Below are 12,917 nucleotides of genomic sequence, written 5' to 3'. Positions count from 1 at the left end.
ATATGTAGTGAAATGCCAATCGCAGGAGTTGACGGAAATGATTCAAGAAAAAGCAATAATTATAGGCGGAGGACCTTGCGGACTGTCTGCTGCCATTCACCTAAAACAAATTGGCATTGATGCCCTCGTCATCGAAAAAGGAAATGTCGTTAACAGTATTTACAATTATCCGACGCATCAAACCTTTTTCAGCTCAAGTGAAAAGCTTGAAATCGGAGACGTGGCATTTATTACGGAAAACAGAAAGCCTGTCAGAATTCAGGCTTTGTCGTATTACCGGGAAGTCGTCAAAAGGAAAAACATCCGTGTAAATGCGTTTGAGATGGTGCATAAAGTGACGAAAGCGGAAAACGATACATTCGTTATAGAGACGTCAAAAGGGACCTACACGACGCCATATTGTATTATTGCAACAGGCTACTATGATCATCCAAACTATATGAACGTACCCGGTGAGGATTTGCCAAAAGTATTTCATTATTTTAAAGAAGGCCACCCATACTTTGATAAAGATGTTGTCGTCATCGGCGGGAAAAATTCAAGCGTAGACGCCGCCCTTGAACTCGTGAAATCTGGAGCGCGTGTCACAGTTTTATACAGGGGCAAGGAGTATTCGCCAAGCATTAAGCCATGGATTCTGCCTGAATTTGAAGCGCTCGTCAGAAACGGTACAATCCGTATGGAATTTGGCGCTAGTGTCGAAAAAATCACCGAGGATGAAGTGGTATTCTGCACAGATAAAAAGGAACTTATTACCATTAAAAATGATTTTGTATTTGCCATGACAGGCTATCATCCCGACCATCAATTTCTTGAAAAAATGGGTGTTGAAATTGATAAAGAAACAGGACGCCCCTTTTTCAATGAAGAAACGATGGAAACGAACGTTAAGGGTATTTTTATTGCCGGGGTCATTGCTGCAGGTAACAATGCAAATGAAATATTTATTGAAAACGGCAGATTTCACGGAGGACATATCGCAGCGGAAATCGCAAAAAGAGAAAATTATTAAAGAAGGGGAGCATATGATGAATTCGTATGCTCTTTTTGTTTTTTTAGGTTCAGACAGATGTAAAATCATAAACAACATGGTAGGATAGACTTAGGAATATAAAGGAAAGAGGTTGCCTGATGTTTGCAATCATCTCTGCAGGAATTGCTCCCGGCATCGCGCTGTTAAGTTATTTTTATTTAAAAGATCAGTATGATAATGAACCTGTACATATGGTGCTTCGGTCGTTTTTTCTAGGGGTTGTTCTTGTATTTCCCACTATGTTTATCCAGTACGTGCTTGAAAAAGAGAATGTGGGAGGCGGAAGCTTTTTCGTTTCTTTTTTATCTTCAGGGTTTTTGGAGGAATCATTAAAATGGTTTATTCTGATGGTCAGTGTTTACCCTCACGCCCACTTTGATGAGCATTATGACGGGATTGTATACGGGGCAAGTGTGTCGCTCGGTTTTGCAACCCTCGAAAATATTCTTTATTTAATTGGCCACGGTGTGGAGCATGCGTTTGTCAGGGCGCTCCTGCCTGTTTCATGCCATGCATTAATAGGCGTTATTATGGGATTTTACCTTGGGAAAGCCCGTTTTTCCACTGATAAGGCGCGTGTGAAGTGGCTTATTCTTTCTTTAGCTCTCCCGTCACTTTTGCATGGATCGTATGACTTTATCCTGACAGCACTCAGTAATTGGATTTACTATATGTTTCCATTTATGTTATTTTTATGGTGGTTTGGTTTGCGAAAAGCGAAAAAAGCCCGTTCCGTCAATATGATGCAAGTATAGAAGCCGCACAGCAACCGTGCGGCTTTTTTGTGTGTTGATTTATCAAAACAGATTTTATGTTCTGAGGGATAACAAGGAAAGAGTGTATAAAAATAACCTCGTTACAGAAAATACGATTACACTTAAAAATTTGCTGTAGGAGGCTTGAAAAGATGAAGTCCAAAGGATCGATTATGGCATGTCTCATCCTTTTTTCCTTTACAATCACGACGTTTATCAATACTGAAACCATCTCTGCCTTTTCGAATCAGGTCATTCAAAGAGGGGCAACAGGGGATGATGTGGTCGAACTCCAGGCGCGCCTTCAGTACAACGGATACTACAACGGAAAAATTGACGGGGTTTATGGATGGGGAACGTACTGGGCAGTTCGAAACTTTCAGGATCAATTCGGGTTAAAAGAGGTTGACGGCCTTGTCGGGGCTAAAACAAAGCAAACCTTAATATCTAAATCTAAATACTATCGTGAATATGTCATGGAACAGCTTAATAAAGGGAATACCTTTACGCATTACGGAAAAATTCCGCTGAAATACCAGACGAAACCATCAAAAGCTGCAACACAAAAGGCAAGACAACAAGCAGAAGCGCGGCAGAAACAGCCTGCGGAAAAAACAACGCAGCAGCCTAAAGCGAATAAACAGCAAAACAATACACCTGCAAAAGCAAGAAAACAGGATGCGGTCGCAGCTAACATGCCTGGCGGATTTTCCAACAATGATATCAGGCTCCTTTCTCAGGCAGTTTATGGTGAAGCCCGGGGCGAGCCGTACGAGGGACAGGTTGCCATTGCAGCAGTCATTTTGAACCGATTGAACAGCCCGTTATTTCCGAATTCTGTAGCGGGGGTTATTTTTGAGCCGCTAGCCTTCACAGCAGTAGCCGACGGTCAAATTTACATGCAGCCGAATGAAACGGCCAGAGAAGCAGTGCTGGATGCCATCAATGGATGGGACCCATCAGAGGAAGCGCTGTACTACTTTAACCCGGATACGGCTACAAGTGCTTGGATTTGGGGACGTCCGCAGATTAAAAGAATCGGTAAACACATTTTCTGTGAGTAGCAGGACATGAGAAAGCATAAAAAGAGGTGTGATAAATGATCAGAGGAATTTTAATCGCCGTGCTTGGTATTGCAATAGTCGGTACAGGCTACTGGGGATACAAAGAGCACCAGGAAAAAGACGCAGTTCTTCTTCATGCTGAAAATAACTATCAGCGGGCGTTTCATGAACTTACCTATCAGATGGATCAGCTTCATGATAAAATCGGAACAACACTTGCCATGAACAGCCAAAAATCACTGTCACCTGCATTGATAGATGTGTGGAGGATTACATCTGAAGCTCATAACAGCGTCAGCCAGCTGCCGCTTACATTAATGCCTTTTAACAAAACAGAAGAGCTATTATCAAAGATCGGGGATTTCAGTTATAAAACGTCAGTCAGAGATTTAGATCAAAAGCCGCTTGATAAAAACGAGTATACATCACTAAATAAACTATATCAGCAGTCCGAAGATATACAAAATGAACTGCGTCATGTTCAGCACCTTGTCATGAGCAAAAACCTTCGCTGGATGGACGTGGAGATGGCGCTGGCTTCTGATGAAAAACAAAGTGATAATACGATTATCAACAGCTTTAAAACTGTTGAAAAGAATGTTGGTGCATTCTCCACGGGAACAGATCTTGGCCCGAGTTTCACCAGCACAAAAAAAGAAGAGAAAGGCTTCGACCATCTGAAGGGAAAAGAAATTTCCGAACAGGAAGCAAAACAAATTGCTGAGCGCTTTGCCCCGGATAATAATTATTCCATTAAAGTAGTAAAGAGCGGGAAAAAAACAAATCGCGACGTTTATAGCATCAGCATGAAAGACCCAGACCATAAAGCAGCGATTTATATGGATATTACGAAAAAGGGCGGGCATCCGGTATATTTAATTCAAAACAGAGAAGTGAAAGATCAGAAAATCAGTTTGAATGACGGATCGAACCGTGCACTCGCTTTTTTAAAGAAAAACGGTTATGAGACAGAAGATTTGGAAATTGATGAAAGTGCCCAATATGATAAAATCGGCGTATTTTCATATGTTCCTGTTGAAAATAAAGTCCGGATGTACCCGGAAGCGATTCGTATGAAAGTGGCCTTGGATGACGGTGAAGTTGTCGGGTTTTCAGCAAGAGACTTCCTAACAGCCCATAGAAAAAGAGATATACCAAAGCCGGTTATTACTGAAGCAGAAGCAAAATCTAAATTAAATAAAAATGTACAAGTGAGAGAAACAAGGCTTGCTTTGATTACAAATGAACTCGGCCAAGAAGTATTATGCTATGAAATGCTCGGAACAATTGAAAATGACACATTTAGAATGTATATAAATGCCAAGGACGGATCAGAAGAAAAGGTTGAAAAACTAAAAAATGCAGAACCTATATATAAAGACCTATAAAAACAGGAGGAAAGGACTAAATGTCTTTTCCTTTTTTTCATTACGTGCTTTAATAAAAAAGCGAGTATATTGAATACGAAAGAGTGAAGTCAATGATAGGGATTGGAGAAAATGTACTTTTAGAATATATAGAAGAAAATGAATTAAAAAAAGCAAAGAGCAAGGCAGTCAGCATCGAAAACAATGAGCTTTTGATAGCATATCCGGTTGATGTAGTTACAGGGCGAACTGTGATTTTACATAACGATATGGAAGTAACGGTAGAGTTTGTGGGCAAAGATGAAGTTCCTTACCGTTTTACAAGCCGTATAAAAGGTAAAGTGAAGGAAAAACTTCAAATGATCTGTCTTGAAATGCCTCCCAGTGAAAAAATGAAACGAATCCAGCGCCGCCAGTATGTAAGAACTGATGCGGTATTGGATGTGCTAATTCAGCCGACAAATAAAGAAGAGTTCTGCACACTTTCCTATAACATCAGCGCAGGCGGCATCGCCGTAATTTTAGCTGAAGGCCGTTCTCTTCAATCCGGGGAATCATTGCGACTTATTATCAGTCTTTCTGAAGAGGAGAACACACGTCAAATAGAAACAGAAGCTGTTGTCAGACGAATTTTTGAGGACCTGAAATCAGGGAAACGTAAAATGACCCTTGAGTATACAGGAATCGCAGCAAGTGACCAGCAGTTCCTGCTTCAATATTGCATCCGGCGCCAGTTAAATAAGAGAAGAAAGGCAAGGATGGAATAAACATCGGCAAACACTTCCATACTATTTGTGATGGAGGTGCTCCGATGAAAACATTTGAACGGCTGCTGATTAAATTATTGTTCATTCAGGCCATCATTTTACTTGGTGTCCAGATTCTTTTTCACTATCAGCATATTGAACCTTATGTATCAAAAGTGATTCAATATGAAGGGGTAGATAAAATGGAGGAGAACAATAGGATTGAAACCTTCAAACATTAATTATTCATCAATTTTTCACCCTTTTTCATAAAGTTCGTGATACAATCCATAGAGGAGAAAAGAGCAAGGAGAGGAATTATGGACAAGAAATTATCGATTGCAATTGACGGCCCGGCAGCTGCGGGGAAAAGCACCGTTGCCAAAATTGTGGCTGAGAAAAAATCGTACATATATATTGATACAGGAGCGATGTATCGGGCGATAACGTACGCGGCTTTACAAGAAAACGTTGATCTGACAAATGAAGAAAAATTGGCTGAGCTGCTAAAGCGGACAGACATTGAACTGATTACAGCAAAAGAAGGACAAAAAGTGCTCGTTAACGGCACCGATGTAACTGAGGCGATCAGAACAGACGAAGTCAGCAACCAAGTTTCAATTGCGGCCAAGCACAGAAGCGTTAGAGAAGAAATGGTGAAACGCCAGCAGCAGCTTGGGGAAAAAGGCGGCGTCGTTATGGATGGACGTGATATCGGGACTCACGTGCTGCCGAATGCAGAAGTGAAAATTTTTCTTTTGGCATCTGTTGAAGAGAGAGCGAAACGCCGTTATGAAGAGAATGTGAAAAAAGGCTACGATGTCAACTATGAAACATTGATCGAGGAAATTGCAAGAAGAGATAAGCTTGATTCAGAGCGTGAAGTATCTCCGCTGCGCAAAGCAGAGGACGCTCTTGAAATCGACACGACCTCCCTTTCTATTCAAGAGGTAGCTGATAAAATCCTCGAGGCGGTGGAACAAAAGTCCCGCTGATTATGGCAAATGCCACTTTTTTTGAATTTTTCAACAAAGAAAGAATGTTATTGCTTGACAAACCTGTCCTTTTATTAGAAGTTAATACTAATAAAACTTTTTATTGATCATTCAAAAAACTTTTTTGGATGATTCTTTAATACATATTCGGCTAAAAAGCGGGCATGTTTATATGTTCAGCTTTCAAACCGTTTTAATTAAGCTGTGTAGGTTTGGACCAAGGAGGTTATTCAAATGACAGAGGAAATGAATCAAATTGATGTTCAAGTGCCAGAGGTTGGAGATGTAGTTAAAGGGATTGTGACAAAGGTAGAGGACAAACATGTGGATGTTGAAATTATCAATGTCAAACAGTCCGGCATTATTCCAATCAGTGAATTATCAAGTCTTCATGTAGAGAAAGCATCGGATGTTGTTAAAGTAGACGACGAGCTTGACCTGAAAGTAACAAAAGTGGAAGACGATGCTTTGATTTTATCTAAACGTGCTGTTGATGCAGACCGCGCTTGGGAAGACCTTGAGAAAAAATTTGAAACAAAAGAAGTGTTTGAAGCTGAAGTGAAAGATGTCGTGAAAGGCGGTCTTGTCGTTGATATCGGCGTTCGCGGTTTTATTCCGGCATCACTTGTTGAAGCGCATTTCGTTGAAGATTTCACTGACTATAAAGGGAAAACACTGTCTCTGCTCGTTGTAGAGCTTGACCGTGACAAAAACCGCGTCATCCTTTCACACCGTGCAGTTGTTGAAAGTGAACAAGCGAATAAAAAACAAGAACTTCTTCAGTCTCTTGAAGTTGGAAGTGTACTTGATGGCAAAGTGCAGCGCCTGACTGATTTTGGCGCATTTGTTGATATCGGCGGTATCGACGGACTTGTACACATTTCACAGCTTTCCCACTCCCATGTAGAGAAGCCGTCTGATGTTGTTGAAGAGGGACAAGAAGTAAAAGTGAAAGTATTATCTGTAGACCGTGATAATGAACGTATTTCTTTATCCATCAAAGATACATTGCCTGGACCGTGGAGCCAAATCGGCGAGAAAGTGAAGCCTGGCGATGTGCTTGAAGGAACTGTACAGCGTCTTGTCAGCTTCGGTGCCTTTGTTGAAATCCTTCCAGGTGTTGAAGGTCTCGTTCATATTTCTCAAATTTCCAATAAACACATCGGCACGCCGCATGAAGTCCTTGAAGAAGGACAGACTGTAAAAGTGAAGGTTCTTGATGTGAATGAAAATGAGGAGCGCATTTCATTAAGCATGCGTGAACTTGAAGAAGCACCTAAAGCCGATCAAGAGGATTACCGTCAATATCAGGCGAAGGAAGAAACAAGCACTGGCTTCCAGCTTGGAGACTTGATCGGAGATAAGCTGAATAAACTAAAATAATTGGTGATAAACGTGACTCGAGCAGAACGGAAAAGACAACACATCAATCATGCCCTGTCCACCGGTCAAAAGCGGGAAACAGGTCTTGATGATATTACGTTTGTTCATGTCAGTCTGCCCGATCTTGCATTAGAACAAGTAGATATTTCCACAAAAATCGGCGAACTTTCAAGCAGTTCGCCGATTTTTATCAATGCAATGACTGGCGGCGGCGGACAACTTACATATGAAATTAATAAATCGCTTGCACGAGCGGCTCGTCAAGCTGGAATACCTCTTGCTGTCGGATCACAAATGTCAGCATTAAAAGATCCCTCAGAGCGTGTTTCGTATGAAATCGTTCGAAAGGAAAACCCAAACGGACTGATTTTTGCCAACCTGGGAAGCGAGGCGACAGCTGATCAGGCGAAGGAAGCAGTTGATATGATTGAAGCAAATGCCCTGCAAATTCACTTGAATGTGATTCAGGAAATTGTGATGCCAGAAGGGGACAGAAGCTTTAGCGGCGCTCTGGACCGCATTGAGCAAATTTGCAGTCAGGTCAGTGTACCAGTCATTGTGAAAGAAGTCGGCTTTGGTATGAGCAAAGAGTCAGCAGGGAAGCTGTATGAAGCTGGTGCTGCAGCTGTTGATATTAGCGGCTACGGGGGTACAAATTTTTCGAAAATCGAAAATCTCCGAAGGCAGCGGCAAATCACTTTTTTTAACTCATGGGGCATTTCGACAGCTGCAAGTTTGGCGGAAATCCGCTCTGCGTTTCCTGCAAGCACACTGATTGCCTCCGGCGGCCTGCAGGGTGCGCTTGATGTGGCAAAGGCAATTGCGCTAGGGGCCTCTTGCACCGGAATGGCAGGACACTTTTTAAAGGCGTTGACTGATAGCGGAGAGGAAGGACTGCTTGAGGAGATTCAGCTGATCCTTGAGGAATTAAAAATGATTATGACCGTGCTGGGCGCCAGAACGATTGCTGATTTGCAAAAGGCGCCTCTTGTAATCAAAGGTGAAACTCATCACTGGCTCACAGAGAGAGGGATCGATACGTCCAGCTATGGTATGAGATAAATGATAAAAGCCCAAAACCTAATGAGTTTTGGGCTTTTTGTATTATGATTTTCTCTTTTTAAATCTTCCGTTTTGTTCAAGGCTTGTCGCTCCGTCATAGTGAATGGACTGGTCGCGGTCTGATTCGACTCTGCCCGAAGCTTTGAGTTTTTTCTCCTGTCTGTCTTTTCCCATGATCATGCTCCTTTATGTGAGATGGATTGTTTAAAAAATGCGCTTGGGCTCCATACTGGGAGTATGGAGGAAGCAAAATGGAACAATTTTATTACTATTGGTCAATGTGGTTTTTGTGGGTCCTGACAACCTTTATTTTTGAAAAGACGAAAAGACGATTTGCCGTCTCTGTCTTTATTTTGACTAATATTATTTTAAGCATACATGACATCACTTTATATTTTACCCTAAATGCTGCTTATATGATGTTTTTCGTCTGCGGGTGTGTCTATGCCGGGTATTTGGGAATGTATCGTTTTCGTTATCTCATGGTCTTTCTGACGCTTGTTGGCGGGTATGCGTTTGTTTATCTTTTTGCATTATATGATCCGGTTTGGTTCATCATAAAACCTGAGTGGGCGGCTGTTATATTAATAGTGCTTTTGACAGCTTCGGTTGAAAGGAATTTCGAGAAGCAGCTTGCCTTATTTGTCTTAGGGATGTGCCAAGGCGAACTGGTGTATTCATTTATGATTCAAAAGTTGGCCGGGACTTTGGCTGTCGGCGGCTTTCAATGGCTGAATGCTTGTTCTGCAGGCATGATATTGCTGTTTGGCATATCCAAATACGAACAGCTCGCAAGCCAGATTGGTCAAAAAAGCAAAAGATCAAACAAAGGAGCTACCAAAATGTCATGAGTGATTACATCTATCCGATTATTGCTGGGGTCATTGCCGGCGTCGCGACAAGGCTTTATATGCTCAAAACGGATTACCGCCAGTATCCGACCTATGTTCATGGGAAAGTGATTCACATTGCACTAGGGCTGATAGCGGCTGGTTTAGGGGCAATTATTATGCCGGCACTTTTGCAGGAGGAATTTACGGCCATCACATTTTTAACGTTGGCAGCGACACAATTTAGAGATGTCCGAAACATGGAGCGGAACACGCTGACGCAAATGGATTCATATGAACTTGTCTCAAGGGGAAGCACATATATTGAGGGAATTGCCATTGCGTTTGAAAGCAGAAATTATATCGTAATCTTTACAGCGCTTTTAACAACCTCTGCGTATGTGTTTTTATCCATATGGGCTGCAGTCTTAGCGGCTGTTGTTTGTTTTTTGCTGGCAATGAAATTTATGTCGGGCAGTGTGTTGAAGGATATTGTCGACATCGAGTACATAAAACCTCACTTTGACGGTCCGGGACTGTTTGTTGATAATATTTATATGATGAATATCGGACTTCCGGAGAAACAAGAGCTGATTTTAAAGCATGGCATGGGCTTTATTTTAACGCCAAAAAACTTTAATTCAGCAGCGACGATTGCCAACTTAGGGCAGCGTCAGGCGATTTTATTTGATGTTTCCAATGTGCTCGGGGTTTATCGGGATTCAGGCGAGCCGTCTCTGACCCCCATTGCAAAACGTGATTTAAATGACGGGAGAGTAGCAGTCTTTGTTCTGCCGCAAATTAACCACCCCGAAACGGCTGTTCAGATCATCAGCAATGTTCCAACCTTGGAGAACGCGATCAGAATGCCGACAGAATTTATCAAGAACCAGGATAAGGTGATAGGATGAGCGAATCTCTCACGAAAGTGATTTTGTCTGTGATCACGACGAACCGAAACCGGGCTGCAGGGGGAGCGCCTGTCTTTTTTTGCAATGACCAAAAGGAGATGGAGCTTTTCGCTAAAAATCTTGAGGCGATCCTTGATGGAATAGCGCATAGAATTGGAGATGACGTGTATTTGATCGTGAAACATTTCTAAGAATAGTTGTGATCCCAGTAAAAACTGATATAATAAATGAGTTAAGCCCTTCCTCTGAAGGGTTTCTTTTCATAAAAGTGAATGAAATGATTTTAATAACCGGTTGAAAATTTATGTAAAAATGAAAGCGGCTGGATCGAAAGGAAGGGTACTATGGGTAAACCTGTCGTAGCCATTGTCGGGAGACCAAATGTAGGAAAATCCACAATCTTTAATCGGATTGCGGGAGAAAGAATTTCAATAGTAGAAGATACCCCTGGTGTGACAAGGGATCGGATATACAGCTCGGCTGAATGGCTGAATTATGATTTTAATTTGATTGATACTGGCGGTATTGATATCGGTGATGAGCCATTCTTAGCGCAAATTCGCCAGCAGGCTGAAATCGCCATGGATGAAGCGGACGTCATTATTTTTATGGTGAACGGCCGTGAAGGCGTAACAGCTGCTGATGAAGAAGTAGCAAAAATTTTGTACCGCACGAAAAAGCCTGTTGTTTTGGCAGTTAATAAACTGGATAACACAGAAATGAGAGCGAATATTTATGATTTTTATTCGCTTGGTTTTGGCGAGCCGTATCCAATTTCGGGAACACACGGACTCGGATTAGGAGATTTACTTGATGCCGTTGCAGAGCATTTTAAAAACATTCCTGAAACGAAATATGATGAAGAAGTTATTCAATTTTGCCTGATCGGACGCCCGAATGTCGGAAAATCCTCACTTGTGAATGCGATGCTCGGCGAAGAGCGTGTCATTGTCAGCAACGTGGCAGGAACGACAAGAGATGCTGTTGATACGGCATTTACGTACAACCAGCAGGAGTTTGTCATTGTCGATACTGCCGGTATGCGAAAAAAAGGGAAAGTCTATGAAACGACTGAAAAGTACAGTGTGCTGCGCGCGCTGAAAGCAATTGACCGCTCAGAAGTCGTTGCGGTTGTGCTGGATGGCGAAGAAGGCATTATTGAACAGGACAAGCGTATCGCCGGTTATGCACACGAAGCGGGTAAGGCCGTCGTGATCGTCGTAAACAAATGGGATGCTGTTGACAAAGATGAAAGCACGATGAAAGAATTTGAAGAAAATATCCGTGATCATTTTCAATTTCTTGATTATGCGCCAATCCTATTCATGTCAGCCTTAACGACAAAACGGATCCATACGCTGATGCCTGCGATTATCAAAGCAAGCGAAAACCATTCACTTCGAGTTCAAACGAATGTCTTAAATGATGTCATCATGGATGCTGTGGCAATGAACCCGACGCCGACTCATAACGGTTCTCGCTTGAAGATTTATTACGCGACTCAAGTGTCGGTGAAGCCACCTAGCTTCGTTGTATTTGTAAACGATCCGGAATTGATGCATTTTTCGTACGAACGCTTTTTAGAAAACCGAATCAGAGATGCGTTCGGTTTTGAGGGGACACCAATCAAAATATTTGCAAGAGCTAGAAAATAAAAAGGTGTGAAGCAAATATGAAAAGAGTCACTATGCTCGGAGCGGGAAGCTGGGGGACGGCATTGGCTTTAGTGTTAGCCGATAATCATCACGATGTAACCATGTGGGGGCACCGTGCAGAGCTGATTCATCAAATTAATGATCAGCATGAAAATAAGGATTATTTGCCGAACGTCAAGCTTCCAGAATCAATAGAGGCAACAACGAATATCGGGAAAGCTGTTTCGGACGCAGATTTCATTATCGTTGCGGTTCCGACAAAAGCAATTCGGGAAGTGCTGAGGCAGGCTGTGCCTTTTATGACGAAAAAGGCAGTCTTTGTTCATGTCAGCAAGGGCATAGAGCCGGATTCACTCCTGCGCATTTCTGAGATTATGGAAATCGAGCTCCCGAGCGATGTCAGAAAAGATATTGTTGTCCTTTCGGGGCCGAGCCATGCGGAAGAAGTGGGGCTGCGGCATCCAACGACCGTTACTTCATCTTCAAAGAGCATGAGGGCAGCAGAAGCGGTGCAGGATTTATTTATTAATCACAATTTCCGGGTGTACACAAACCCTGACATTATCGGCGTTGAAATCGGCGGGGCTTTAAAAAATATTATTGCCCTTGCCGCAGGAATCACAGACGGTTTAGGATATGGCGACAATGCCAAAGCCGCTTTGATTACACGCGGACTTGCTGAAATCGCGAGACTCGGAACGAAAATGGGCGGGAATCCCCTGACGTTTTCTGGATTGACAGGAGTAGGCGATCTGATTGTGACGTGCACAAGTGTTCATTCCAGAAACTGGCGTGCCGGCAATTTGCTCGGAAAAGGGTACAAGCTTGAAGACGTTCTTGAAGAGATGGGAATGGTAGTCGAAGGTGTCCGCACAACAAAAGCGGCTTACCAGCTTTCGAAGAAATATGATGTGAAAATGCCGATTACAGAAGCACTCCATCAAGTTCTATTTAACGGACAAAAAGTGGAAACTGCTGTTGAATCTTTAATGGCGAGAGGGAAAACCCACGAGATGGAGGATCTTGTCAATACGTTTGAAAATCAAGTGAAGTAAAAGTGTCAATCGTATGGGAGATCGCATATCTTAATTGAACGAAAGCCCGAAAAACAGAAGG

At 42.4% G+C, this 12,917-nt stretch carries 15 protein-coding genes; 14 read left to right on the top strand and 1 reads right to left on the bottom strand.

Features of this window, described 5'->3' with window-relative positions:
• Positions 1 to 37 precede the first annotated feature (37 nt).
• The 9 genes from RAC86_RS26750 to fni all read left to right on the top strand — a co-directional run bounded on the left by RAC86_RS26750 (position 38) and on the right by fni (position 8,405).
• Entirely contained in the window at positions 38 to 1,012 is a 975-nt protein-coding gene (locus RAC86_RS26750) for a YpdA family putative bacillithiol disulfide reductase (RefSeq protein ID WP_072566492.1), read from the top strand.
• A gap of 119 nt (positions 1,013 to 1,131) precedes the next feature.
• Positions 1,132 to 1,788: a glutamic-type intramembrane protease PrsW gene (prsW, locus tag RAC86_RS26745; protein ID WP_003225483.1), complete on the top strand. Its 657-nt coding sequence runs from the start codon at positions 1,132 to 1,134 to the stop codon at positions 1,786 to 1,788.
• 152 nt (positions 1,789 to 1,940) lie between these two features.
• Positions 1,941 to 2,852, top strand: coding sequence for a spore cortex-lytic enzyme (gene sleB, locus RAC86_RS26740; RefSeq protein WP_061187626.1), 912 nt, complete (start codon positions 1,941 to 1,943; stop codon positions 2,850 to 2,852).
• A gap of 35 nt (positions 2,853 to 2,887) precedes the next feature.
• Positions 2,888 to 4,240, top strand: coding sequence for a germination protein YpeB (ypeB, locus tag RAC86_RS26735; protein WP_072566491.1), 1,353 nt, complete (start codon positions 2,888 to 2,890; stop codon positions 4,238 to 4,240).
• A 92-nt stretch (positions 4,241 to 4,332) separates the two neighbouring features.
• A complete protein-coding gene (dgrA, locus tag RAC86_RS26730; protein WP_061187628.1) occupies positions 4,333 to 4,986 on the top strand; it encodes a cyclic di-GMP receptor DgrA in 654 nt (217 codons plus the stop codon).
• Between the two features lie 44 nt (positions 4,987 to 5,030).
• Positions 5,031 to 5,207, top strand: coding sequence for a YpfB family protein (locus RAC86_RS26725; protein WP_003225491.1), 177 nt, complete (start codon positions 5,031 to 5,033; stop codon positions 5,205 to 5,207).
• A gap of 78 nt (positions 5,208 to 5,285) precedes the next feature.
• Positions 5,286 to 5,960: a (d)CMP kinase gene (gene cmk, locus RAC86_RS26720; protein WP_014114223.1), complete on the top strand. Its 675-nt coding sequence runs from the start codon at positions 5,286 to 5,288 to the stop codon at positions 5,958 to 5,960.
• Positions 5,961 to 6,194: 234 nt separating this feature from the next.
• Positions 6,195 to 7,343: a 30S ribosomal protein S1 gene (gene rpsA / locus RAC86_RS26715; protein ID WP_003225495.1), complete on the top strand. Its 1,149-nt coding sequence runs from the start codon at positions 6,195 to 6,197 to the stop codon at positions 7,341 to 7,343.
• A 12-nt stretch (positions 7,344 to 7,355) separates the two neighbouring features.
• Positions 7,356 to 8,405: a type 2 isopentenyl-diphosphate Delta-isomerase gene (gene fni / locus RAC86_RS26710; protein ID WP_061187821.1), complete on the top strand. Its 1,050-nt coding sequence runs from the start codon at positions 7,356 to 7,358 to the stop codon at positions 8,403 to 8,405.
• Between the two features lie 42 nt (positions 8,406 to 8,447).
• Here the strand turns inward: fni and RAC86_RS26705 are convergent, their stop codons facing one another.
• Entirely contained in the window at positions 8,448 to 8,579 is a 132-nt protein-coding gene (locus RAC86_RS26705; protein ID WP_003225499.1) for a YpzI family protein, read from the bottom strand.
• A gap of 77 nt (positions 8,580 to 8,656) precedes the next feature.
• On the opposite strand from RAC86_RS26705, the gene RAC86_RS26700 reads away from it, so the two are divergent.
• From RAC86_RS26700 to RAC86_RS26680, 5 genes are all read left to right on the top strand, one after another.
• Positions 8,657 to 9,256: a YphA family membrane protein gene (locus tag RAC86_RS26700; RefSeq protein ID WP_061187629.1), complete on the top strand. Its 600-nt coding sequence runs from the start codon at positions 8,657 to 8,659 to the stop codon at positions 9,254 to 9,256.
• The gene (locus tag RAC86_RS26695) at positions 9,253 to 10,146 is read left to right on the top strand and encodes a YIEGIA family protein (RefSeq protein ID WP_014114219.1); all 894 of its coding nucleotides are present in this window, start codon (positions 9,253 to 9,255) and stop codon (positions 10,144 to 10,146) included. The genes RAC86_RS26700 and RAC86_RS26695 overlap by 4 nt, the downstream gene beginning before the upstream one ends.
• On the top strand, positions 10,143 to 10,337 hold the full coding sequence (locus RAC86_RS26690) for a capping complex subunit for YIEGIA (protein ID WP_004398137.1): 195 nt from the start codon (positions 10,143 to 10,145) through the stop codon (positions 10,335 to 10,337). The genes RAC86_RS26695 and RAC86_RS26690 overlap by 4 nt, the downstream gene beginning before the upstream one ends.
• Positions 10,338 to 10,490: 153 nt before the next feature.
• Positions 10,491 to 11,801, top strand: a complete 1,311-nt coding sequence (gene der / locus RAC86_RS26685) for a ribosome biogenesis GTPase Der (RefSeq protein ID WP_014114217.1) — start codon at positions 10,491 to 10,493, stop codon at positions 11,799 to 11,801.
• Between the two features lie 17 nt (positions 11,802 to 11,818).
• The gene (locus tag RAC86_RS26680; RefSeq protein ID WP_014114216.1) at positions 11,819 to 12,856 is read left to right on the top strand and encodes an NAD(P)H-dependent glycerol-3-phosphate dehydrogenase; all 1,038 of its coding nucleotides are present in this window, start codon (positions 11,819 to 11,821) and stop codon (positions 12,854 to 12,856) included.
• Positions 12,857 to 12,917: the final 61 nt, after the last annotated feature.

The organism is Bacillus sp. LR_5, from assembly GCF_042709275.1.
The sequence above is the reverse complement of the archived record's forward strand: the minus strand, read 5'-3'. Positions and strand labels throughout refer to the sequence as shown.